Annotated in this window: 23 protein-coding genes; 21 read left to right on the top strand and 2 right to left on the bottom strand. The window is 45.2% G+C overall.

Going from position 1 to position 23,039, the window contains the following annotated elements:
• Nucleotides 1–55 precede the first annotated feature (55 nt).
• The 8 genes from DEAC_RS14650 to DEAC_RS14615 all read left to right on the top strand — a co-directional run bounded on the left by DEAC_RS14650 (nt 56) and on the right by DEAC_RS14615 (nt 6,082).
• Complete coding sequence (locus tag DEAC_RS14650; RefSeq protein ID WP_047810820.1) at nt 56–841, top strand: flagellar hook-basal body protein; 786 nt, start codon at nt 56–58, stop codon at nt 839–841.
• A 5-nt stretch (nt 842–846) separates the two neighbouring features.
• The gene (gene flgB, locus DEAC_RS14645; RefSeq protein WP_047810819.1) at nt 847–1,251 is read left to right on the top strand and encodes a flagellar basal body rod protein FlgB; all 405 of its coding nucleotides are present in this window, start codon (nt 847–849) and stop codon (nt 1,249–1,251) included.
• Between the two features lie 69 nt (nt 1,252–1,320).
• Nucleotides 1,321–2,067 carry a flagellar hook-basal body protein gene (locus DEAC_RS14640; protein WP_047810818.1) on the top strand — a complete coding sequence of 249 codons (747 nt, stop codon included), beginning with the start codon at nt 1,321–1,323 and terminating at the stop codon, nt 2,065–2,067.
• A gap of 16 nt (nt 2,068–2,083) precedes the next feature.
• Entirely contained in the window at nt 2,084–2,548 is a 465-nt protein-coding gene (locus DEAC_RS14635) for a chemotaxis protein CheW (protein WP_047810817.1), read from the top strand.
• A 44-nt stretch (nt 2,549–2,592) separates the two neighbouring features.
• A complete protein-coding gene (locus tag DEAC_RS14630) occupies nt 2,593–3,255 on the top strand; it encodes a lytic transglycosylase domain-containing protein (RefSeq protein WP_047810816.1) in 663 nt (220 codons plus the stop codon).
• A 22-nt stretch (nt 3,256–3,277) separates the two neighbouring features.
• Complete coding sequence (locus DEAC_RS14625; protein WP_047810815.1) at nt 3,278–4,564, top strand: Ig-like domain-containing protein; 1,287 nt, start codon at nt 3,278–3,280, stop codon at nt 4,562–4,564.
• Between the two features lie 234 nt (nt 4,565–4,798).
• Complete coding sequence (locus tag DEAC_RS14620; protein ID WP_047810814.1) at nt 4,799–5,245, top strand: hypothetical protein; 447 nt, start codon at nt 4,799–4,801, stop codon at nt 5,243–5,245.
• Nucleotides 5,246–5,479: 234 nt separating this feature from the next.
• Entirely contained in the window at nt 5,480–6,082 is a 603-nt protein-coding gene (locus DEAC_RS14615; protein ID WP_047810813.1) for an adaptor protein MecA, read from the top strand.
• Between the two features lie 206 nt (nt 6,083–6,288).
• Here the strand turns inward: DEAC_RS14615 and DEAC_RS14610 are convergent, their stop codons facing one another.
• Complete coding sequence (locus DEAC_RS14610; protein WP_047810812.1) at nt 6,289–6,492, bottom strand: hypothetical protein; 204 nt, start codon at nt 6,490–6,492, stop codon at nt 6,289–6,291.
• Nucleotides 6,493–6,623: 131 nt separating this feature from the next.
• Between DEAC_RS14610 and selA the strand changes: the two genes are divergently transcribed.
• The 7 genes from selA to mobB all read left to right on the top strand — a co-directional run bounded on the left by selA (nt 6,624) and on the right by mobB (nt 16,104).
• On the top strand, nt 6,624–8,036 hold the full coding sequence (selA, locus tag DEAC_RS14605; protein ID WP_047810811.1) for an L-seryl-tRNA(Sec) selenium transferase: 1,413 nt from the start codon (nt 6,624–6,626) through the stop codon (nt 8,034–8,036).
• A gap of 104 nt (nt 8,037–8,140) precedes the next feature.
• Nucleotides 8,141–9,214 carry a selenide, water dikinase SelD gene (gene selD, locus DEAC_RS14600; protein WP_083996178.1) on the top strand — a complete coding sequence of 358 codons (1,074 nt, stop codon included), beginning with the start codon at nt 8,141–8,143 and terminating at the stop codon, nt 9,212–9,214.
• A 41-nt stretch (nt 9,215–9,255) separates the two neighbouring features.
• On the top strand, nt 9,256–10,836 hold the full coding sequence (gene bshC / locus DEAC_RS14595; protein WP_047810809.1) for a bacillithiol biosynthesis cysteine-adding enzyme BshC: 1,581 nt from the start codon (nt 9,256–9,258) through the stop codon (nt 10,834–10,836).
• A gap of 190 nt (nt 10,837–11,026) precedes the next feature.
• Nucleotides 11,027–12,082, top strand: coding sequence for an LCP family protein (locus DEAC_RS14590; RefSeq protein WP_047810808.1), 1,056 nt, complete (start codon nt 11,027–11,029; stop codon nt 12,080–12,082).
• Nucleotides 12,083–12,208: 126 nt separating this feature from the next.
• Entirely contained in the window at nt 12,209–14,155 is a 1,947-nt protein-coding gene (locus DEAC_RS14585) for a flagellar assembly protein A (RefSeq protein WP_053006451.1), read from the top strand.
• 187 nt (nt 14,156–14,342) lie between these two features.
• Nucleotides 14,343–15,557: a molybdopterin molybdotransferase MoeA gene (locus DEAC_RS14580; RefSeq protein WP_047810807.1), complete on the top strand. Its 1,215-nt coding sequence runs from the start codon at nt 14,343–14,345 to the stop codon at nt 15,555–15,557.
• A gap of 1 nt (nt 15,558) precedes the next feature.
• On the top strand, nt 15,559–16,104 hold the full coding sequence (mobB, locus tag DEAC_RS14575) for a molybdopterin-guanine dinucleotide biosynthesis protein B (RefSeq protein ID WP_047810806.1): 546 nt from the start codon (nt 15,559–15,561) through the stop codon (nt 16,102–16,104).
• A gap of 144 nt (nt 16,105–16,248) precedes the next feature.
• Here the strand turns inward: mobB and DEAC_RS14570 are convergent, their stop codons facing one another.
• Nucleotides 16,249–17,163, bottom strand: coding sequence for a Na/Pi cotransporter family protein (locus DEAC_RS14570; protein WP_083996176.1), 915 nt, complete (start codon nt 17,161–17,163; stop codon nt 16,249–16,251).
• 194 nt (nt 17,164–17,357) lie between these two features.
• Here DEAC_RS14570 and DEAC_RS14565 point away from each other — a divergent pair, with 194 nt between their 5' ends.
• From DEAC_RS14565 to DEAC_RS14540, 6 genes are all read left to right on the top strand, one after another.
• Nucleotides 17,358–17,870: a GNAT family N-acetyltransferase gene (locus DEAC_RS14565; protein WP_047810805.1), complete on the top strand. Its 513-nt coding sequence runs from the start codon at nt 17,358–17,360 to the stop codon at nt 17,868–17,870.
• Nucleotides 17,871–18,138: 268 nt separating this feature from the next.
• Entirely contained in the window at nt 18,139–19,632 is a 1,494-nt protein-coding gene (locus tag DEAC_RS14560; protein WP_047810804.1) for a TldD/PmbA family protein, read from the top strand.
• Nucleotides 19,629–20,948, top strand: a complete 1,320-nt coding sequence (locus DEAC_RS14555) for a metallopeptidase TldD-related protein (protein ID WP_047810803.1) — start codon at nt 19,629–19,631, stop codon at nt 20,946–20,948. Before DEAC_RS14560 ends, DEAC_RS14555 begins: the two co-directional genes overlap by 4 nt.
• A 19-nt stretch (nt 20,949–20,967) precedes the next feature.
• Nucleotides 20,968–21,729 (top strand): histidinol-phosphatase HisJ family protein, encoded by a 762-nt coding sequence (locus DEAC_RS14550; protein ID WP_047810802.1) that lies wholly within the window; start codon nt 20,968–20,970, stop codon nt 21,727–21,729.
• Between the two features lie 12 nt (nt 21,730–21,741).
• A complete protein-coding gene (locus DEAC_RS14545; RefSeq protein WP_053006450.1) occupies nt 21,742–22,233 on the top strand; it encodes a hypothetical protein in 492 nt (163 codons plus the stop codon).
• Nucleotides 22,234–22,320: 87 nt separating this feature from the next.
• Nucleotides 22,321–23,016, top strand: a complete 696-nt coding sequence (locus DEAC_RS14540; protein WP_047810801.1) for a hypothetical protein — start codon at nt 22,321–22,323, stop codon at nt 23,014–23,016.
• Nucleotides 23,017–23,039 lie beyond the last annotated feature (23 nt).

Here is a 23,039-nt window from a genome sequence, read left to right as displayed (position 1 = left end):
GCTAAAATATTGGATCGGAAGGCATTTACTTCTAAGAATTACGGAGGGCTGCTTCATGCGCCTATTAGGAACTGGTGCGGCGGGGATTCGTGCGCAGCAGCTGGCGATGGATACGATAGGAAATAATATTGCTAATGTCAATACCTTGGGCTATAAAGAGAGTCAGGTGGATTTCGCCGAGGCTTTGTCGACGCAAGTGCAAACGGCTAATCCCAAATTTACCGGGAATACAGCGATTACTACCGGGGTTGGGGCCGGGGTTCTGACAAGTGGCATCGGAACCAACTTCCAACAAGGCACGCTTTCTCCTACAGATCGTCCCTTGGATTTGGGCATTGATGGGGCGGGATTCTTTCAGGTTAGGACGGCAGATGGAAATACAGCGTATACACGGGTGGGAAATTTTCAAGTTGATGGTTCGGGGCAGTTTGCGGATATGCAAGGGAATCTGCTTCAACCGAGCATCAAAATTCCTGCCGGAGTGACAAACTTAAAGGTTTCAGCTAAGGGAAAAGTATCGGGCGATGTGGCGGGCAAAGAGACGACTTTCGGGCAGATTTCTCTTGTAGGCTTTCAAAACCCTGAAGGGTTATCTAAAAATGCCGATAATCTCTATACTGCAACAGTTAATTCCGGGGCACCCCAGGTTGGCCAGCCGGGGAACACCATGGGGAACGTCACCTTAGGAACGATTCGCGGCCAGTCTCTGGAACAATCCAATGTAGATTTGGCCGCCTCGATGACAGATCTAATCCAGGCCCAGCGGGCCTACCAATTGAATGCCCGTTTAATCTCCGACGGAGATGAGATGTGGGGTATCGCCAATACCATTAGGAGGTAAGAAAAATGTCTGGTTGGTTAGATGGGCCGGTCTTAAGTGTTTTGCAAAAAGGCCTTGAGGCATCCAGTTTACGGCAACAGGTATTGTCCAATAATGTGGCCAATGTTGATACTCCAAATTTCAAACGCTCTGATGTAGACTTTCAAACGGTTTTGGGGGCGGCATTAGGGAAAGACGGTGAAATATTGCCTATGAAAGAGACTCTTCCCCAGCACCTTTCCGGTGTCTTAGGGCCGGATAATAATGGAGTTGTTCTAGATCAATCCACGTCATTACGAAATGACGGCAACAATGTGGATATTGATAAGGAAATGTCCAATGTCGCCGAAAACGGCCTTTATTATGAGTCTCTCGCCCATACGATCTCTTCTCAATTAGGATTGCTGCGGATGGTTATTGAGCAAAAGTAAGTTTTTGGAAATTCCCTCTTCATTAAAGAAACTGGGGTTTAAATTTGGATCAATAAGGCGGGGAGTCGAGTGATTCGAGGATTATATACGTCAGCTTTGGGAATGTTGGCAACTCAAACCCAAAGTGAAGTTATTGGCGATAATATTGCAAATGTAAGGACACCAGGGTATAAAGAGGAGCTGGCCAGCAATCGGGCTTTTGACTCCATTCTTACAGACCGTATAGACTCTGGAAACGTGGGTTCGGAAGTTACACCAATCGGTTCCATGGTAACAGGAGTCAGTGTCGACCGCGGTTCTGTGTCGAATGCCCAGGGTGCTCTACAAAAGACAGACCTTAAGACAGATTTAGCCTTAACCTCGCCGGGATATTTTGTGGTTAAGACGCCGCAAGGAGAACGATATACCCGTAACGGTCATTTTAAGCTCAATGCCAATGGAATGCTTCAGACTCCTGATGGGTATGCAGTGCAGGGCCAAAAAGGTTCTATTGGTCCTCTTAGCCCTGATTTTAGCGTTACGGCCGATGGGACTGTTAATGATAAAGGGCAAGTGGTCGATCGCCTGCGGATTGTTGATATTCCGGAAACAGCCTTAACTCGTGAAGGACAATCACTTTACAGCTCCTCTCAGGCGGTTCAAGGGTCTGCAAACCCTCAAGTGCTTCAGGGTTCTATCGAAGCATCGAACGTTGACCTTTCGGGACAAATGGTTCAAATGATGACGGTCATGAAAGCCTATGAAGCGAATCAAAAAGTGATTCAGACTCAAGATGAGATGTTGAGTAAGGCTGTTAATGATGTCGGGAAGATTTAGTTAAGAAGGTGAATTCATGCCAGTTCAGGTGGTTATTTTTAAATTAAATGAAGAAGAATATGCCATGCCCATCGATATTATTCGTGAAATTACTCGCTTGGGAGAAATGCGGACGATTCCGCAGGCGCCTGCCTATGTTTGCGGCTTGATCAACCTGCGGGACGAGGCCATCCCCATTATTGATCTGCACGAGCGATTTAGTTTCGGAGGAACAAAGGATAAAGCGGACTTGGAAATTCCGCAGGAGGAACGCAATACTTTTGCTTTAATTACCGAGGTTCATGGCGCGAATGTTGGTTTTGCCGTCGATCAAGTCCGGGAGGTTCGAATTTTAGAGAATATCGCACCACCGCCTCCGCTATTGAACGCCCCTTTCATTGGTGGTATTGCCAATCTCCCCGGCAGGATTGTCATTCAACTTAATCCCGAGGAGATTCTTCGCAGCGGCGAGGTTGAAGGGCTTAGTCAATTACGGTCATAATCGCCGGTTAGACTTAGGATCGGGGCAGGAAAGGAGGTATCGGAATGAATATTGCCCAAATGCTTCTACTCTTTCAAGTTCAGCAGCTGAATGCTTCCTGGCAGTCTCAGCAGGGGAATGAGGGGCTGTATGACCTTGGAAACAGCGGAACTTCCGGGTCTCAGCTTTTTGCTTCCTTGCTCCAAGCTGCTATGGGAAGCGAAACAGCAGATCTTCAAGGATTCAATACTCTTTCTCAAGAATTGACCGGATCTGGAGGATCTCCAATACAGAATTATCAGAGTTCCACTGATCTTCAGTCTGTCAATAAAAGCCCCAGTTCACTCGATAACCTCATAAATTCCATGGCCCAAAAATATGGAGTTGATTCAAACCTTATAAAACAGGTTGTCAAGGCAGAATCGGGATTTAATTCTCATGCTATGTCACCCGCAGGGGCTAAGGGTTTAATGCAGCTCATGCCGGGTACTGCTGCAGCCTATGGTGTCGGGAATGCCTATGATCCGCTGCAAAACTTGGACGGGGGGACCCATCTTTTGAAGAACTTACTGGATCATTATCAAGGGAACATTCCCCTCGCTTTAGCTGCCTATAATGCCGGCTCCGGTGCTGTAGATAAGTATCAGGGCATTCCGCCCTATAAAGAAACTCAAAACTATGTCCAAAAAATAATGGCCGGGTTGAATCGAAGAGATTGGAAAGTGTAGAATTATTAGGAAGGATGGTAGCGTGAATAAAAGAACTTGGTGGATCGCTTGCTTTTTGACAATTGTTTTATTGCTTCAGCCAGCTTCATCAGTATTAGCGGCCACCTCACCTGCATCTGCCTTAGGCTTTAAAATATGGCCTACAGTTACAGTCAATGATGTCAACAAGGTTTGGAAAATTTCCTTTAACACACCTCTTTTGAGTTCAAGTGTTAATAGCAAGACGATATATGTAACAGACAGCAAGCAAAGTAAATTTGCGACAACAGTTAAACTATCGGATGATGCTCTTTCTGCTGTCGTGACACCGTCGGGTCCATACCAATCAGGAGACGATTATTATTTATATATAACCAATGGGATAATGTCTATGGGAGGTGCTCCACTCGGCGAGCAGGTTGTTGTTCCCTTCACTGTGGACTCTTTGAGCGGTCTTTCACTTGAAGTCGATGTTACTGACGATCTTAAACAGATTATACCCGGCTATAGCTTGGGCGCCCTATCTTTGGTTGATTCCGAAGGGAACTCTTTGGCACCGACTTTCAATGACTATTCAACAGGAAAATTCACCTTTTCTATAGAACAAAGCGGTGATTATTTCATAAAATATATAAGTTTAGTCAATAATATGTTGACGACGGAAACTGTTAAATTGTCAAAGATTACAGTGCCGACAAACGGGTCATCGTCGGTCAAAAAGGTGTCCTTGGTAATTCCCACAGAAGAAGGGATAAACAAGGGCAAATCAGGGTCAATCGGCGGTAGTATTGTGCCCGACAATTTGAACTTACAGTCAATCAGGCCTGCACCTGTAGCCGTGAACATATCGAACTCCACGACTACTTGGAGTACCACTACTGATTCCTACGGGAATTTTAAGGTTAATTTGCCTACCGGTACTTACACTTTAGTGGTTGATGGGAAAAGTTCAGAATACAAGAAACACAGTTATAAGTTGACAGTATCTAGCGGGCAAATGGTCACGCCGCTGGAGACAGTCAATGTGGAGGATCCCATAAATAAACTTGGACTACAGCTTAACTCGCCGCTCACAGACGATGGATCAGGCGTTTTAAGCGGAATTGACGCTGCGACTACTGTAATTGCCGGAAGTGTAAATCTTGATGCAGTTGTCAATATCTACGATACGTTGCCGACAACTCCGAAATTGCTAAACTCGGTGAAACCTGATAAAAATGGGAATTTCAGTGCAAAACTGAGCTCGTTAAAAGGGAAAAAAATAGAGATCCAGGTGATTGACAGCTCAGGTAATACTTATACCCTGGATATGAATTCTGTTGTATCATAACCAAAAATAACCTCTATGCGAGGTTATTTTTGGTTTGAAGCAAATTATTAAAATTGGAAGATAATTACTTAAACAAAATGTTAATTTGTATTGACTTTAAAGAAAACAATTTTTAAAATCAAGTGAACTCGTTAAGCTATAGCTGAACATCAGGGCTTCGGTGTGGGAATCACTCCCACTTGTAGAAGAGGGAGTCTTACGATTGGATAAACAAACTTTTAAAGAGGGTAAATGATGGCAGCTTATTATCGCTATCTTTGGAGTGCGACCTGGCCTGATCTGATCGGGCTTTTTTTGATCTGGGGGCTTGTTCTTGGGCGTTTGGGTTGGAAATTCAGGTATACCTGGCGGTTTGAACATGATGCCTTGGGTTTTATAGTGTTTGGGTTGAAAGTTCTGATTTGGGCAGGATTCTTAGGTGTTTATACAGAAATGTTATTACTGTCCCAGCCGGACTGGTTTAAGCAGCCAGGGGTTATTCAAGGATCAGTTATGGCCAAAGCATATGACTCGAGATTAGGGGCTTATGTTTTGGAAGTTGGGGATAACAAGAAACAACAGCCCTTTTATATTGATCAGAAGTCTTATGAGCAGATTAAGCTTGAAGACCAGGTTAAATTAACGTTTTTACCCGTGCGGAGAGATGTTGTGAGCTGTGAGGTTCTCAAAAGTTTGCATTAAAGTAAAAATTCCTTTAAAATTGGATAGCAAGGGGGGGTTGATCAAGCCTTAACCAGGAAAGACTACTTCCAGGACTGAAAACAATTTTAGGGATTAATGACTGATATTTTGAATATATTAAAGTTTTATAAAGATCGTCAATATCTATGGTTTTAACTGAAAAAGTACTGGCTTAATATGATATAATGAGAATAAGATAGGGTATGAACTTGATGCGGAAAGGAGAGTGGGGATATGCGTGTACAAAAAGTTAATGAGCATACCATCCGCATCTTTATCTCCTTGACAGAATTAACTGACAGGGATATTACGATGGCTGATTTGTTTCAACGATCAGCAAAAACGGAACAATTGTTTTGGGAACTTATTGCGCAAGCGAGAGAAGAAGTTGAATTCAATTTAGACCAACCCTTTTGGATTCAGGCTACTGTGGCGACCAATGATGAGTTTGTCATTACCATTATGAAGCAAGAAGAACAACTGGAAGGGTTGATCAAAGAAAAGGCTGTACGCAAACCCGTAAAGGGACGTGTGACGGAATTAGTTTATGTTTTTGCTGATTTCGAAGATGTGGTTTCTGCCGTAGGAAGATTACCTGTATTTAACCAATTGCGTTCAAGCCTCTATCTGTTTGAAGATGAATATTACCTTATCTTAAGTCGGATGGGAGCAGGGAAGAAGAGACTCTTGGCCGAAGCTGTTCTCGATGAATACGGGGAGATTGTAGCCATTGCGAGCGCTTTCTTAGGTGAACATGGGACGGTTATTATTCCCGAAAAGGCAGTGCAGGTACTCAATAATTCCTTTAATAAGCTTGAGCCAAAGGAGAATGAGTAAATTCGTTCAGGTAAAACTAAACATCGAGGCTTCGGTGTAAACCAGGGGCTTGGGACTGTCAATAAGATAATGAATGATATCTGAAAATTGAGCCTTCACGACACGTAAGTGACGGAAGGCTCTTAATTATAATCTTTAATATTAAGCTTACCCTCAGCTTCCAAGAGTTCGAGGATAAGACATACGTAAGTCAAAGGTGATTTGCCTCAGCCGAAGGAAAATATTGCCGGTATCTGGTGCAAACAGCGGGTGCAAACGTTTTTACCTTTAAACTTGTGAACCTCCATGGTTTCTCCGCAAAAGATGCAGGGCTGGAATCGGTTTTTTCTGTGAGCAAGTTCAGAAAATGAAATAATAACAGCTTGTTGAGCTGGCTGGTGTAATGGCTGAGTCAATTTTGTGCTGGACAATGAAATTCCTCCTCAATTAAGCTTGTGACTATATCATATGCTAATTTGGATGTCGAAATCCTAAAAAGTGTGCAAGCCTTAAGAATGTATAATTGGCCGCTTAAAAAACGGCCTGTAAGGAGTGGTAACCGATGGAGGAAGATAAACAACGGCGTTTAAGAGCACTTCCAGCAGTTCATGAAGTGCTGGCTCGTCTGGAAGCAGAGGCGGAATTCGGTCCCTTCTTGACGAATAAGAGAAGCTTGCCCCGGATAAAACATTGCGTTCGACAGCTTTTACAAAAAGCGCGCGAAAATGTCTACAGTAATACATCGGATTGGGGTGAGGATGTTGAAGCGGAGTTATGGCCGTGGCTGATAGACGAACTGTATCAAGCCTTAGCCAATCCTGAAACAAATTTGCGCCGCGTGATTAATGCCACTGGCGTTGTCTTACATACAAATTGCGGCCGGGCACTTCTTGCACCGGAAATCGCCCGCTTCGTGGCTGCTCAAGCTGAACACTATAGTAATCTGGAATTGAATATTGAGACCGGAGAACGGGGCTCACGCTATACTCTTGTTGAGCAGCTCCTGTGTGAACTTTCCGGTGCAGAAGCGGCTATGGTAGTCAATAATAATGCTGCGGCTGTACTGCTGATGATGAATACGTTTGCCTTGGGCAAAGAAGTCGTTGTTTCCCGCGGCGAATTAGTTGAAGTCGGAGGGTCCTTTCGAATACCTGAAGTTTTAAAAGCCGGAGGGGCGAAACTTGTTGAGGTTGGAAGCACGAATAAGACCTGGTACAGAGATTATGAAGATGCGATTTCCACGGAAACAGCACTTCTCTTGAAGGTTCACACCAGTAATTATCGCCTGGAAGGCTTTACTCATGCCGTTGCTGGAGCAGAGTTAGTGGAGCTTGGAGAAAAACGGGGTATTCCTGTCATGGAGGATTTAGGGAGTGGGAGCTTTTTTGATGGGATAAGTTTGGGTTTTCCTCCTGAACCAACGGTTCAGCAAACGGTAAAGGCTGGACTGGATCTGGTCACGTTCAGCGGTGATAAATTGTTAGGTGGTCCGCAGGCCGGGATTATCGTCGGCAAACGTTGTTTTATTGATCGCCTGAAAACGAATCAATTGACGAGAGCTCTCAGAATTGATAAGTTGACATTAGCCGCCTTAGAAGGAACACTCCGTATGTACTTAAATGGAGAGGGCGGGGAAATTCCTGTCTGGAGAATGCTCTCGTATTCTTCCCAGGAGTTGAAAGCCAAGGCAGAGGAACTGAAAACTGTTTTGGAACCGAGTAAGACTATTTCCGTTGAAATTAGAGAGGATGTATCGCAAGTAGGAGGCGGGGCATGGCCCACAGTGAATCTGCCGACATGGGTTTGCTCTGTCCGTCCCAAGCAAGGAAGTGTTAACGAACTGGAAAAGTTCCTCCGTTTGGGCCCAGCAGCGATTTTAACCCGCATTCAGAAGGATTGGATACTTTTCGATGTACGAACTTTGCTCGACGGAGACATTGAGGATATAGCTCAACGCATCAATGATTGGAAATAGGAGTTCACTCTGCGTTAGGTTGACGTTGAGAGTAATCTAGCTATAATGATAATTACAACGTGATGTATAGCCATAACGTATATTAAATTTTGGTGGTGACTAGAATGGAACTTGGTCTCAATAGTCAAGATAAAATCCGCTTGACCCAGTTCTCAACAAAAGCAGGCTGAGGATGCAAGATAGGTCCTGGGGACCTGGCACAAGTTTTGTGCTGCTTACCTCCAAATCAAGAAGATGCTAATTTGATTGTAGGTCTGGATACTTCTGATGATGCTGGAGTATATCGAATTAACGATGAACAGGCTCTTGTACAGAGCGTCGATTTCTTTACTCCCGTGGTAGATGATCCCTATGCTTTTGGTCAAATCGCTGCGGCCAATGCTTTAAGTGACATTTACGCCATGGGGGCCAAACCCTTGACGGCGATGAACTTAGTCTCGTTTCCTATTAGTAAATTAAAAATGGAAGTATTAGCCCAAATTCTTCAGGGCGGAAGTGATAAAATCCGGGAGTCGGGGGCGGTTTTGGTCGGAGGACATTCTATTGATGATTCTGAGCCGAAATATGGACTTTCCGTTACCGGAGTTGTTCATCCAGATAACGTTCTTTCCAATGCTAAAGCTGAGGATGGAGATTACTTAGTTCTTACGAAACCTCTCGGTGTAGGAATTATTACGACAGGAATAAAGCGTGGTATTGTTTCAGCCAAGGCAGAACAAGAAGTTATTCAGGTCATGGCAGCTTTGAACAAGGGAGCTGCTGAAGCTGCAGTTGAAGCAGGTGTTCACGCGGTTACGGATATAACAGGTTTCGGGTTGTTGGGACATTTACATGAGATGCTTTCGGCAAGCGGCTCAAGTGCTGAAGTATATGCTGGTGATGTCCCGGTTTTAGAGAGTGTTTGGCAATGTATTGAGCAACAGGCGATTCCCGGAGGGACAAGAGCTAATCAGCGCCACCTGGAAGGTTGGATAGAGTTTGCTTCAGATGTACCCGAGGAATTGCAGGTTGTGCTCTGTGATGCCATAACTTCAGGCGGACTTCTTATTGCAGTTTCCCAAGATCATCTGGAACCTTTGTTAAAACAGCTGACTATTGCTCAAACGCCGGCAGCCGCAGTGATCGGACGAGTCTGCGCCGGTCAGCCCGGAAAAATTGCGATTTCCCTGCACCCATGATAAAATACCCCGTATATTGGAAGGTAGCGGGGGTATGAATTATGAGAGATCCGATGCAAGCCTTGGCTACTTGTTTTGAACAAGTAGCTTTTTTTTTTCCCAGCGGCAATCCGCGGCTTCAAGAAAGTTTTGAGCGGCGAGCAAGGTATCTGGATTCCAGGAATTATCCAAGAGAAGAACTTGTTGATACATTAAAAGCCTATCACCGCTTCTTAGGGGCAAACAAGGAAACGCTGCAAATGATTGACGAGCTGAGGCGTAATGAAACCCTGGTCGTTATTACCGGCCAACAAGCAGGTATTTTGACCGGACCTTTGTATACCTTATATAAGGCGATGACGATTATTCGCCTTGCCGAGGAACAACGGAAAAGGCTTGGGCGGCCTGTAGTACCGGTGTTTTGGATTGCCAGTGAGGATCATGACTGGATAGAAATACATAAAACCTTCTTTCTAAATTATAAAGGGAAGCCTTTTCCCTGCAGTCTCCCGGGTGACGGAGAAGAAGGAAAATCAGTGGGAATTCTGCCTGTTCCCTCCTGGGAAGCTATTGAGCTGCAACTTTTGCAGCTGCCTGATGGCGAATTTAGAGACTTAGTTCTCCAGCATTGCCGGCGTTTCCTTAATCAAGCAGAAAATCTCGCCCAATGGTTTGCCTTAACTTTACAGTGGCTGCTCAAAAAATGGGGCCTGATCTTGTTTGATCCTTTGCTGCCGGAATTCAAACGTTTGGCGGCTCCAATGTATGAACAAATCCTTAAACTACATAGTAGTGTTCGGGAGGCTCTGTTCCGGCGAACTGAGGCTTGGACAAAACTTGGTTTTTCAGCCCAGATTCAGCCCCTGGGAGGCGAAGTGAACTTATTCCTGGCCAATCCAGAACGCCGGGCAATTTTAAATCAGGGTCACAGTTATTATTTAAGGGGCCAAGACAAAATCTTGGATAATGACGTTTTGCCTATGTTGTTAAGGAAAAATCCTGGAATGTTCTCTCCCAACGTTGTGACTCGACCAATTGTTCAGGAATTTTTATTCCCCACCTTAGCCTATGTTCCCGGTCCTGGGGAATTGAATTATTGGGCTCAGCTGGGAGAAGTGTTTCTATCCTTTGGGTTTATTATGCCCATCTTATTTCCCCGGTTGTCGGCAGTTATCGTGACACCTTCCTGGCAGAAATCGCTTAGCAAAGAAGGATTGACGCTGGCTGATGTTTATCAGGGGTTAGATGGTTACAAAGAACGTTGTATTCGCGATCGGGATTCTCTGGATATTGAGCATCGTATACAGCAGTTGAGGTCTGTTATCGAAAAAGGCTATAAAGAATTGGGTCCCCTTGAGGACATTCATGCTAATGTTCATGATTGGATAATTCGGAACGAAATGAAAGTTAATCTCCAAATTGAATACTTAAGGAAAAAACTCTGGCAAGCTCAGCGTAAGAAATATGGTGCGGTTCTCGAGGGTTTGAGGGTGCTTGAGGATGGGATTACGCCTAATAAAGGGAGACAGGAGCGGATCCTAAATCCTTTGTACTTTGTTACGCTGTTTGGTGAGGGTTTCGTTGATCGTATTGCTGAACTTCCTTTAACAGGGGATTTTTGCGAACAGAAGATTTTGCTATAGTATTTTTGGCAAAAGAAAAAGGTCCGAAAGGTTTAAAAGCGTTAAACGCATCCTTTCGGACTATTTGTATTTCTCAAGAGCTCCCTAAAAAGTAATCATCATTTTTAATATAAATGTTAAGACAGGGCTTTTAGATGCTAAAATTTGGTTATAATTCAAGGAAGAGCTTTTTATAATGGAGTTGTTATAGATGATCAATAAATGGGTCGCAAGGCTGACAGCTATCACGATCTGTGGGGTGCTGGCCCTTGGTTTTTGGGGGTATAAGGGATTCAGTGGCTCTGGGAAAACCATTTCCAAGGGAAATTCTTCTAATGATTCAGCCAAAAACTTTGACGAACAGGTCAATATTTTACTCATAGGCGCTGATCAGAGACTGGAGGAAACAAAATTTAATACAGATTCTCTTATTGTCGCAAGCATTGACCCTAAAACGCGGAGGATAAGTCTATTGTCTATTCCCCGAGATACAAGAATTTTCCTCACAGGGCATGGATATATAAAAATCAATGCTATTGCTTCGCTGAAAAATTTAGAAGTCTTGCAAAACAGTGTGGCAGATTTAACCGGTGAGACAATCTCAGGTTATATTCTGACAAATTTCCAAGGCTTCAAGAAAATAATTGACACATTGGGCGGGGTCGCAGTTAATGTAGAAAAGGATATGTATTATGAAACCGGCGATCAAGAGGATGGCTATATTAATCTGCATAAAGGTTTGCAGCGCCTGGACGGTGAGAAAGCCTTGGAGTATGCTCGTTTTCGGCATGATGCACTTTCCGATATTTCCCGAACGGCTCGACAGCAGATTGTCTTAAAGGCTGTGGCCAAAGAAATGGTTCAATTGAGCACGTTACCAAAGCTGCCTTATCTTGTTCCAGAATTAATGCAGGCCGTGTCGACCAATTTATCCGTCAAGGATATCTTGGCAGTGGCTAAGACGGCCGTAGGTTTTAATAGTTCAAATGTTATTTCCCAGACCTTACCGGGGTCATTTTTAGAGGTTGATGGGGTTAGTTATTGGCAGGTTGATCCTCTGGATGTTAAGAAAGTTGTTGCAAATTTGCAGCAAGGGTTGACGACGGACAGAGTCATCGACGAAGAGCCCGTTGACTTATTAAAACCTGTTATTCCAACACCCAGTAAGCCCCTGCCCAAAGTCCCAGGGAACAGTCGGGATCCGAATGGGACTCAATCGTCAGATTATGAGATTTTTAATGTTGAAGCTAGCCAAACTACTCCCTGATTTCAGAAGATTATCCTAAATTATAAAATATTATTGGCTTTTAGGACCAAAGGCCTATGTGGTTTTCGATAAATTTCTGATATGGTAAATTCAAAGGTGATTTTTTCAATAAGCGGGGAGATTAAGATGCCGGAAGAAGTCGTTCATGGTGATTCTCTCGAAGAAATTAGAGTAGAGTGGGCGACTAAGCTTAAGTTGCCACAAGAAGAGATCGGAATTGAAGTTCTAGAAAAACCTCGATTTTTTTCAAAAAAATGGAAGGTTCGTTTGTCTTGGAATGATCTTATTGAGCAAACTCCCGAGGATTTACATCTAACCCCTACCCAAGTTAAGCGGGAGGATAACAAATATACGTTTGTCTTCGGCGAAGGTGTAAAACGCTTTATCCCTTTTCCTCGAGCGGGAGAAATTCAACGGAATGGCAGTCCTCAGAGCAAGCCCTTTTTTGTTAACTTTGGAGATCAAGTGGAATTTTATCCTGTGCAGCAAACGGGTCAATTGACCTGGGAATTGCAAATACGTAATCAGGGATTGGCCGTCGCTGCTAAAGTTAGGCATGAACTTCCGGGACGCTATCTTATTCCGGAGGAACTTCCAGCATCTGAAGCTATAGATTTGGCCCAATTTGCCTACTGGGAATCCCTGCCTATAAGCAGCGAGGCCTGGGATGAAACGAAGCTGAATAGAGATCTGGAACAGTTACAGATTGTTCACGGACGTCGGCCTCAAAGTTGGTCAGAAATATTGTCCGTGAAAGGTTTTGGTGAAGTTATTGTTGCTGAAGCTACTCCAGTGGTTCCGCCTCAGCACGCTCAATTAGAGGACTTTGTGGGGGAGCCCCAGAAGAGCATTGCTTCGGACGAGAATAAGGTTGATTTTTACGCCTCCAAAGTGAAGTTAGTTGAAGAGGGAACCGTTTTAGCCCGTAAAATACCAGGAAAGCCGGGAACTCCCGGAAAAGATGTGTTTGGCAAAGAGCTTGGAACAGCCGTAGTCAAGGATTTTCAATTCCACTTAAAAAAGAATGTCCATCTTTCTGAGGATGGACTTGAAGTTATTGCCTCATGTTCCGGGCAGCCGGTACGAGTTGATGAAAAGACGTACATGGTAGAAAACGTCTATGTTCAAAATCAGGATGTTGATTTAGCAAGCGGAAGTATTGATTTTCCAGGGGATGTTTATGTCAATGGAAATGTTCACGATGGGCTTCATATTTTGGCGGGGGGGAAAATAGAAATTAAAGGTTCAGTTTCCCGAGCCGAGATCAGGGCCGAAAAAGGCGCTAAGATTTATGGGAACATTATGGGCGGCAAGACCCTTATCGGAGAAAAATATGTTGCTCGCTCGCAACTGCTTCGATCGTTGTCTGATCTGCAGGATCAGCTGAACAGCTGTTTAGCTAACACAGCCGTTTTGCTAAAGGCTTCAGGGAACAACAACTTAAAACCGGGACAATGTCTGAAACTTATCCTGGAGAGGCAGTATTCCAATCTTCCCAAACTATGTGCTCGAATCGAGAAATATATCCAGGAACATAAAGACGATGAAATGGTATCCGAGGGTTTAGTTATTTCGATCCAAACTGCAAAACGCTTTTTGGTTGGCTTAGGGCCCCTTGAAGTTCAATCAGTGCAGGCCTTACAACGAGTTGATGAAGTTTTGAGGCAATATGTTGAAAATATGTCCGTCGAAATCCCGGAAAAACTCAGCTTGGAAGTAGGCTATCTACAAGGGGCAAACGTTGAATGCGGCGGATCGTTTAAGTGTTCAAAGGGAATCTACAACTCAGAAATTCATATTGAAGAAGATGTCACCATTGAAGGTGTATGCCGGGGTGGGAAAATCTTTGCCGGAGGCGATGTTAAGATCAATGAATTGGGAGGTTCAGGAGTTAGTGCCACCTATGTTCAGATAGGATCTGACAGTAGACTTTCTGTGACGTATTGTCATCAAAATGTTATCATAACAGCGGGAAGAGAAGTTATTCAGATAGAAGAAGACTGCAAACAATTGGAGATTTATCGGGAGGATGGACGCGTACACGTCGATAAACTCAAGGCGAATCCTTTTTAGAGCAAAATGTGCAAAACGGAAGAGCAAGAGGGACGGTCCTTTTAACACGCTGTGTTAAAAGGACCGTCCCTCTTGCTCTTTTGCTCTAATTTGCTAATTTAGTCTCTTTGACAATGATTGGAATTGCCGATACACTAAGATAAATGATGAAATAGAGTTTTGAGAGGAAAATCGAGATGAATAGTAGATGAAAATTATGATTGAGTTGGAAGAAGCTAAGGAACTGGTTCTTAAGGAGATAAGGTCTGTTGGGGAGGAAAACGTTTCCCTTGCCAATGCGTTTCAGAGAGTATTGGCTCAGGATGTGACTGCGAAGATTGATATGCCTCCTTTTGACCGTTCTCCGCTGGATGGTTATGCTTATCGTTCAACAGGTCTGGAAGATAATCCCTTGCATCTGGCGATCGTGAGTGAAATTCCTGCCGGAACTTTTTCCGAGCGGGAAATTATGGCCGGCGAAGCGGCAAAGATTTATACGGGCGCTCCGATCCCGCCCGGAGCAAATTGTGTAGTACGTCAAGAAGACACGGAACGTGATGGGGACCAGGTAACCATTCTGCGTCCCATCATGCCCAACCAAAATATAGTCTATCAAGGAGAGGAAATCAAAAATGGGGATTTGCTTCTCAAACGTGGTTGCTTTTTGACGCCGCCTGCCGTTGGCCTTTTGGCTGCAATGGGTTGGGATCAGGCTAAGGTATACCGTAGGCCGCGTGTTGGTCTGCTTGCTACAGGATCAGAGCTGATGGCTATCGGACAGCCGCTGCTTCCTGCTAAAATCTATAACAGTAACAGCTATACGCTTCGCGGCATGATTCAAAATATTGGCTGTGAGGTCATAGCGGTTCCGATTGTTTCTGACAAAATTGAAGACACATTGGCAGCCTTAGAAAGAGTGGCTGATGCCGACATTGTTATTTCAACGGGAGGCGCATCAGTAGGGGATTATGACGTTATGCGCCATGCCCTTGGCCAATTTGGCTGTGAAATGCTTTTCTGGAAGCTTCGCCTGAAGCCGGGGACCCCTTTAGCGGCGGGCCGAAAGGGGCAGCAGCTATTTTTTTCACTTTCCGGGAATCCTGCTGCCGCTGTAGTGACCTTTGAACTTTTAGTTCGTCCTGCTTTGCGCAAACTTGCGGGTTATTCAGTAATCGAAGGGGAAAGAAGCTTCGTTAAAATGGCTAACGGCTTTGCCAAGGGAGGAAAACAACGGCGTTTTTTGCGGGCTCGAGCGTTATTCAAGGATGGGGAACTTTGGGCGGATTTAGCGCCTGCCCAAGGTTCAGGAGTTCTGCGTTCCATGGTTGGCAGTCAACTGTTGGTCGATGTGCCGGCAGATCATGGTCCGGTGAGTCCGGGAGAGTTATTATGGGCAAATTGGATAGAACCTTGGGAGAATTAATATGATCGGAACTAAAGGGAAAACTCGGATTCCTGTTATATCAATTGTCGGCAGTGGCTCAAATTCCGGCAAGACAACGCTGCTGGAAAAAATTATTCGTGAGGCAAAGCAGCGCGGTTGGAGAGTTGGAACCCTGAAACATGATGTCCATGGCTTCGATCTTGATCAGCCGGGTAAGGACTCCTGGCGGCATGCCCAAGCCGGAGCGGATGTTGTGGCCATTAGTTCACCCCAAAAGATTGCTGTCATGGAAAACGTAACAGAAGATCAACCCTTAGATGAGGTAATTGCCAGAATCCAGGGTGTTGATGTTATTTTTACAGAAGGCTATAAGTCGGGCAATAAACCAAAAATTGAAGTTTTTCGCTCAGGTGTGCACCAAAAACTATTTTGTCGGCCGGAAGAGCTTATAGCCATTGTCAGTGATCTAAACTTTGATCTCGGCATTCCTACCTTTGGGTTAGATGATGCCTCAGGGATTTGCGATTTAATCGAATCTTTATTTGGAATTAGGGCGCGAGAAAAGTCATCTGATGGAGAGGGTTAGTTTTTCATTGTAATGCATATCGCATTTGTTAGGGGCTGGGCGCTTTCGACGAAAGTGTCCATAGGGCACTTTCGTCACTGAATCCCCGATGTTCAGCTTTAGCTGAACGAGTTCACTGGGCACATTATAGGTTATCCTATGACTTTACGGAAGAATCTTTGCCAGGAGTTGTGCAGTTTTGGGCAAGAGCGGTAAGGCTAAGAGAGAGGAAAGAACATTGAAGAGTGTATGAGCGTTGGCAACTTGGCGAGAAAGACTTCCGCCCATAAGGTCAAGGCCATTGGCTATGGTACTGACAAAAGGCAAGAAGAGCAGAACGCCAAAAATGTTGAGCAGCACGTGAAAGAGAGCTACTCTTTGAGCAGATCTTGAACTGGCTAAGGCTGCTAAAACGGCAGTGAAACAAGTTCCTATATTGGCCCCGAAAATGAAGGCGAGGGCAGTTGGGAGGGTTATTCGGCCATCTTCCGTCAAGACCATGACGATGCCTGTTGTGGCGCTGGATGAATGAAGTAGGGCCGAAAGGATTGTACCGGCGAGAACGCCTTTGAGATGATTATCTCCTAATTGCTGAAGAAATTGCTGAATGAAAGGTTTGTCGGCGAGAGGGGCCATGCCCGCCTGAAGCATATTCAAGGCAAAAAAGAGAAGACTCAGTCCGAAAAAAGATAAAAAAAGGTAGCGAATTCGACCAGAGATAAATAGATAACCAAGAGCACCAAGAATCAAAAGGTAAGGAATAAACGATTCTACAGAGAAAGCGAGCAGTTGTGTGGTTAGCGTTGTCCCGATATTGCTGCCTAAAATTAAGGCCAGAGCATTTTCGAAGGGAAGCAGTTCCGCATCGACGAAAGAGACAGCCATGACCGTTAAGGCAGTACTGGATTGAAGCAAGGCAGTAGTGATCGCTCCGGTGCAAAATCCACGGCTGGGGGTTACCGTCATCCAAAGGAGAAATTTGCGCAGATGATGTCCCGCAAAGGATTGCAGACCCTGTCTCAATACCTTCATTCCCCAGAGCAGAAGACCCAGACCTATGATCAAAGTAAGTATAAACAAGGAATCACCTTCTTTCGGAAAGATATGAATACCTTCCGTTTGCCATGGTTCATCGCCAGTTAAAGTATATGAAATGGAACTGCATCAAGAACGTTCTTGTATAATTTCGCGGCTTTGAATTTCCCCCCCACTTCCGAGTTCATTAAAGTGACACTCCCTTGACATGTGCATACCTTACCATAAGAGGTGATGATATGCGAGTTCGTCAAGGGAGTATTCGGGATTGGCCATTTATCTATTCTTTGGGGAAAATCAATATACCGGATAGTGCTTCACCATGGCGCAAGCAGCCGCTGGAGGAAACTCTCAAATATCGGGAAGCTGTTCTAAAAGGTTTTTGGACCTGGATTCAGCAGACAGGGTCAATTGTCTTTATAGCGGAAGCTACGGCAGAGGAGTTTAGTGACAATACTCCAATGACGGGGCCAGACGGGAATCAGTCGCTGGGGTATTTGGTGCTCCATCCTTCTTCCCGCGAAGAGCTGACAGGTGTTTATCAGGGATGGATCATGGATTTTGGTGTACTTCCGGAATGGCGTGGCCAAAAGATCGGCGAAAAGTTGCTTAAGGCGGCAGAAGAATATTGTCGGCAGCATGATATCGCTTATCTGGGGCTGGCCTGCAGCAGTCATAATATTCCGGCCCTGCACTTGTATGAAAAGTCCGGTTTCGTCGAGGAACGTAAAATCATGGTCAAATGTTTATAAAAAAAGCTTGCGACGATCTTCGCCGCAAGTGAAGTAAAAGAGAGGAGTGGGGATTAAAAAAGAAAAACGTGAGACTAATTAAAGTGTATCCCGAGGAGTTCTTATTTATACAGACCCCGGGATATTTTTCTTACGATCTTTAGTCAGAGAGAAGGCGCTTTGCACGTAGGGTACGAGACGAGTTTTGTCTGTCTCTATGGTATAATAACCCTATCAATAAGGGAAATTATAGGTCAACACTTTAGTCTAGGGAAACAGGAGGGCAATTGTGGAACAAAAGGAGCTTAAAACATTCGTTCAGACAGTCTTGACTGAAGCCTCATCCTTTGAGGGGTATGTGATAGTACGTGCTCAGTCTCGCCGGGAATGGAGCATGCGTCTTAGCAACGGTCGTTTTGAGCGTGTTTCAACGGGCGAAGACCATGGTTTTGGAGTTCAGGCTTTTACCGAGAGCGGGGCGACAGGGTTTGCCAGCTCTGATGTTTTAGAGAAAGAGATCGGGCGTAAACTGGTGGCCAAGGCTACTCAGCTTGCCCGCAGAAATGAAGCACTTGGGACGAAGCTCAATCGTCAAATTTGGGATGCGTCACAGGTTAGAGCAGAAGAGGTGAATCCGGCACAAAAGACTTTCGAAGAAGTCCCTTTGGCTGATTTAGAGGGGATGATTATGACCTTGCACTCAAGGATGAAAACAGTCTTTTCCCAAGCGGTCTGGCAGACCAGTTACCGTCAAGCCGAAGAGATCTGGTGTATTGGGAGAACTGATGGCACCCTGGTATCGTTTGCAGTTCCCCGAGCGGTACTGATGCATCAAGGGACTGTTCGGGCCGAAGGAAAAGCACAAAGCACACTTATTCACCGCAGCGGGATGGATGCTTCAATTCTCTATGCAGAATTAGAGGATCACAGCCTGGAAGAGAAAGCGGTAAACAGGGCTAAGTTTGCTCAAGCCGTATGTACCGCTCCTCAGCTGCCAAGCGGTCATTATCCCCTCATCATTGACTATGGATTGGCTAAAGGTTTGGCCCACGAAGCTTTTGGTCATGCGGTAGAATCCGATCATCTTAATGAATCGGTACTTGGAGAAAAAGGAAAACTGCGGATTGGTTTGCGAGTCGCAAGAACAGGCGTACATATCATTGATGGACCTCTTGTGGGAGATTGGGCCTATCAGCCCTATTCAGCCAACGGGCTTCTGCGGGAAACGGTGACGATTGTTAAAGATGGAGTCTTGGAAGCCGGACTAGGAGATGTTTTTTCAGCATCTGAAGCCGGGATGCCGGTTACCGGAGCCGGGAGGGCAGAAAGTTATACCCATGTTCCTTTGCCGCGCATGAGCAATATTCGACTGTTGGTTGATCGCTCGTTTCCTTTGCCTCCATCTCTGTCCTTAATGGATGAGGTGAAGTCAATTCGCGAAATCCTCGTAAACAATGAGGAGATTCTGGAAGGACAGAAAAATCTTCTCCTCTTGGGATATCGGGGCGGGCAAGTTAATCCTAAAACAGGAGATTTTGTCTTTCAATGCGATGGAATCATTGATGTTGCTGATCCGGATTTGCCGATTTACCAACCTTCGATTTTCAGCGGCAAGATCCTTTCGGCTTTGGAAGCAATTCGGGGCGGTTTGGGTGAAGGCTGTTTTGATGCGATTGGAACATGCGGTAAGGGCGGTCAAGCGGTTCCTTCAAGCGGTGGAAGTCATCGCTATTTGCTTATGGACCCTGATCAACAAGTCAGTTTGGGAGGAACACAGGGATGAAACTCGTTGCGCAATTAGAGGAGCTTTTTTATCGTTATCAACAGGCACCGAAAGACGAGACTTTGCGCTTATCTGCTTGGCGCCTGTTAGTCAATGAATCACAAGTTGTCTCTCTGGGGATAAAAGATAATTCTCCCGGAGGAGTATATACTCCTCCAAGCTATCGGCAGAAGGAAAGCGGAGAGGTTTTCTTAGTCTGGGCAGATGGAACTTGCAGCGAGGCTATAGTTCAACTGCAGCCTCAGAGTATGGCAGAGTTTTGGGAGCAGAAAATGCAGCAGTGGAAGCAAGCTGCTTACACTGACCCTGAGGCTTCTTATATTCCTGCTCCCGAAGCGTTGCCTCTCGTGGCTGTTGAAGACAGAACTATCCGAGAAATTATCGAGGGCGACGATAACGTTTTATTTGACCTTGCCAAGCAGTGGCTCGAGGAAAAACCGGATCAGGCCAAAGTTCAAGGCAGTATCCAAGCCGCATGGGGATATCGCAATGTGCGAACGTCTACAGGGCTGGCGGTGACGTATCAACAATCTCAATTTGTGTCTTGGTTTACCTTTGACAGTTTAGTGGGAGGCGGTTTTGCCAAACGGAGGCTTATTCGTCCGGAAGAACAAAAAAAGCTATGGACTCAGACGGTGAAACGCTATGAAGCCCTGGCCGGAGAGGCGCCTGCTGTTAATCCTGAGACTCAGGTGATTTTTTCTCCTGCCATGACTGAAGAACTTTTGGGACAGTTTATCGTCCCTAATTTCTCCGGGGAGCGAGTCATTGAAGGGCAGGGAGCCTTTTCTAAGGAAAATTTCCAAACGCACAAAGAAGTTTTTCATCCTCAGTTCTCTCTGACGATTGATCCTCTTCGGCCGCTTGAATTAGGCTCCTACATGGTTACTTCTGAGGGAGTGCCGGCTCTTCAAACGTCTTTGGTTCATGAAGGAAAGCTGCAAACGCCATTTCTGCGGGTAAAAGATGCCCTTCGTTGGGGTTCGAAACCGACAGGACTGCCCCAGGGGGCTGCAGGGCTATATTTACAGCATACTGTTGAGGAAACCTGGGATAAGATTCTGGGTACTATTGAGGACGGAGTTTTGATTTTATCGGTTCTTGGCTTACATACTCAAGATGCTGTGGCGGGATCGTATTCTCTCAGCGCTCCCCATAGTCTGCGAATTATTAAGGGAGAGATCGTCGGACGCGTAGATGTGAAATTAACAGGAAATTTCTTTAAGGATTTGGCCGCAGCCACAACTAAGCTAGGGCGGTCTGATTTGAGCCTGCATCCATATCTTTTGGTAAGGACCGGAGTGCAGAAATTATAGCGAGAGGGGTTAAAATGAGATGTTGGATTTGCATGTCCATCTTCTGGGGCACGAAGACCGTGAGGCCAATCGGCAAAATATTCGGGCCTTTTTAGAAGAGGCATCCCGCAAAGGGCTAAAGGAAATCGGATTTGCCGATCATGATTATTATTGGGAGCAAATGAATTTTCCCTTGATCCGAGAGGCGGCCGTGGAGTATCCAAATCTGAAGGTTCGAATTGGTCTGGAAGCGGACTATCGGCTGATGGAAGAAGAGAGAATTCAAAACCTCTTGAGTCAGTTCCCTTTCGATTTTGTGATTGGATCTGTGCATGAAATTGCGGGTTGGGCTTTCGATTTTCCGGAAGAAGAGCCGAGGCATCATCAGCAAGAGGCAGATAAACTTTATCGAGATTATTTTAACCTAGTGACCAAGGCAGCTCAAAGTGGGTTATTCACAACAATCGGCCATTTTGATTTGATCAAAATTTTTGGAGTCCGGCCTACTACGGATATTTTAACCCTTGCCGATGAGGCTTTAACGGCAGTTGCCGAAAAGGGCTTGGTTTTGGAGATTAATACCAATGGCAGATATAAACCTGTCCGGGAATTTTATCCGGAGAAGCGGCTTCTGGAAGAAATCAAACGGCGGGGAATCAGTGTTACCTTAGGTTCGGATGCGCATAGCGCGGAAGTTGTCGGGCGAGACATTGATGAAGCGATTATGCTGCTGCGGCAGATCGGAGTGCAAGAGGTTATTGGGTTCAGAGGCTTTGAAAAACTTAGATACACCTTAGCATAGGGGGGAGGAGCCTTGTCTTATCCACTCAACGAAAAATGGTTAATGGAAGAAGGCGCTGCTCAGGCCTTGGTAGCAATCTTAAACAGTCAGCAAGGAAAAGACTATAAGATTACTAAGCATGCCGACAGACCGGATATCATCATCGAAAATCAACAGAATGGACGTCGTTTGGGAGTAGAAGTAACACACCTTTTTTACGATTCTGAAGAGGCGAGAGCTGTCTTTGGCAGATCCCATGCGCAATGTCACCCTCCCGAATATATTGAAGAATATATTCGGCGTCTGAATGTTCTTCTTCAGCAAAAGAGCGAGAAAGCAAAAGGGTATAGCCATCAAGATCCTCTTGCACTGTTGATTCGAGTAGTTTCTCCGGTTTTTCACATGGTCGATTTTGAAGTATATGCTTCTAAAATCCAAGTTCCTCCTTCAGATTTTGCGATAATTTGGTTGTTGTTTTATGATTTTCAAGCCCGTGCTTGGACACTGCTTGAAAGGCTGCGCTAATTGCCCTTTTGGGGTGGCATAGACTCTCCCTAACGGTGTAACACTATCCAAGTGTTAGTGTTTTTGTAAAGGAGAGGTGTTTTGTCCATGCCTTGGATGGAAATAGAAATTGATTCTTCGTTGGATTGGAATGAAGAGGGCCTGGAAGATTGGGCCTTAGCTCTGGGGGCGTTTCTGACGGAAAAGGGAACAGGGTTGAAGCCGGAGATTAGCAGGTCGTTAGGATATAATGTGGTTCATATGGGAGAGGAAGGGGTCGGAGCGCTGACCTTGCGGAGGGCAGAACGCTTGGTGCTTTTAGATGGCTTAGAGCTGAAAGATTCGGTTGATTACGATTTTGCGCGTTTTGTCGTTCGCTTCGCCGGTCAGATGGGCGCTGTAGGAGTTTGTGCCTCTATCCAAAGCCTGGATGAACGAGCATTTTGGGAGAAAATCGGAGGAGTTCTGCGGCCGGATCCCCTTCCGCTGGAAGAGGTGATTCAACGAGAAAACGTGGGCATCCAACAACTTACTAAGTTTTCCTTGCTTGTTACCTATGAAGAAGAGCCTGTTCTCTGCCTTGAACCCATTACAGTTAATTGTCATGCGCGGGGAATTATTAGTCTTGCGCAGCGTCGCTTGGAGAAAATGTATGGCGGAAATCCCTTAGGGTTTGCAAGCTGGAAAGCGGTTCATTGTCCTTGGGTAATTAGCCGGGAACAATGGCAGGAATTTTTGGCGTACAGTCGTTTGCAGGCTTTTGAGCTTTTGGCAAAACTCGTCTTTCATAGCTCGTCATTTTAAAAAACTTACTATTTGTTTCATAC

Source organism: Desulfosporosinus acididurans (assembly GCF_001029285.1).
Taxonomy (GTDB): Bacteria; Bacillota; Desulfitobacteriia; order Desulfitobacteriales; family Desulfitobacteriaceae; genus Desulfosporosinus; species Desulfosporosinus acididurans.
The sequence above is the reverse complement of the archived record's forward strand: the minus strand, read 5'-3'. Positions and strand labels throughout refer to the sequence as shown.

Excerpts from the sequence above, each read along its gene's own strand:
- DEAC_RS14650 (WP_047810820.1), top strand. The coding sequence starts at position 56 with ATGCGCCTATTAGGAACTGGTGCGGCGGGGATTCGTGCGCAGCAGCTG.
- flgB (WP_047810819.1), top strand. The coding sequence starts at position 847 with ATGTCTGGTTGGTTAGATGGGCCGGTCTTAAGTGTTTTGCAAAAAGGC.
- DEAC_RS14635 (WP_047810817.1), top strand. The coding sequence starts at position 2,084 with ATGCCAGTTCAGGTGGTTATTTTTAAATTAAATGAAGAAGAATATGCC.
- DEAC_RS14630 (WP_047810816.1), top strand. The coding sequence starts at position 2,593 with ATGAATATTGCCCAAATGCTTCTACTCTTTCAAGTTCAGCAGCTGAAT.
- DEAC_RS14620 (WP_047810814.1), top strand. The coding sequence starts at position 4,799 with ATGGCAGCTTATTATCGCTATCTTTGGAGTGCGACCTGGCCTGATCTG.
- DEAC_RS14615 (WP_047810813.1), top strand. The coding sequence starts at position 5,480 with ATGCGTGTACAAAAAGTTAATGAGCATACCATCCGCATCTTTATCTCC.
- selA (WP_047810811.1), top strand. The coding sequence starts at position 6,624 with ATGGAGGAAGATAAACAACGGCGTTTAAGAGCACTTCCAGCAGTTCAT.
- bshC (WP_047810809.1), top strand. The coding sequence starts at position 9,256 with ATGAGAGATCCGATGCAAGCCTTGGCTACTTGTTTTGAACAAGTAGCT.
- DEAC_RS14590 (WP_047810808.1), top strand. The coding sequence starts at position 11,027 with ATGATCAATAAATGGGTCGCAAGGCTGACAGCTATCACGATCTGTGGG.
- DEAC_RS14585 (WP_053006451.1), top strand. The coding sequence starts at position 12,209 with ATGCCGGAAGAAGTCGTTCATGGTGATTCTCTCGAAGAAATTAGAGTA.
- DEAC_RS14580 (WP_047810807.1), top strand. The coding sequence starts at position 14,343 with ATGAAAATTATGATTGAGTTGGAAGAAGCTAAGGAACTGGTTCTTAAG.
- mobB (WP_047810806.1), top strand. The coding sequence starts at position 15,559 with ATGATCGGAACTAAAGGGAAAACTCGGATTCCTGTTATATCAATTGTC.
- DEAC_RS14565 (WP_047810805.1), top strand. The coding sequence starts at position 17,358 with ATGCGAGTTCGTCAAGGGAGTATTCGGGATTGGCCATTTATCTATTCT.
- DEAC_RS14555 (WP_047810803.1), top strand. The coding sequence starts at position 19,629 with ATGAAACTCGTTGCGCAATTAGAGGAGCTTTTTTATCGTTATCAACAG.
- DEAC_RS14550 (WP_047810802.1), top strand. The coding sequence starts at position 20,968 with ATGTTGGATTTGCATGTCCATCTTCTGGGGCACGAAGACCGTGAGGCC.
- DEAC_RS14540 (WP_047810801.1), top strand. The coding sequence starts at position 22,321 with ATGCCTTGGATGGAAATAGAAATTGATTCTTCGTTGGATTGGAATGAA.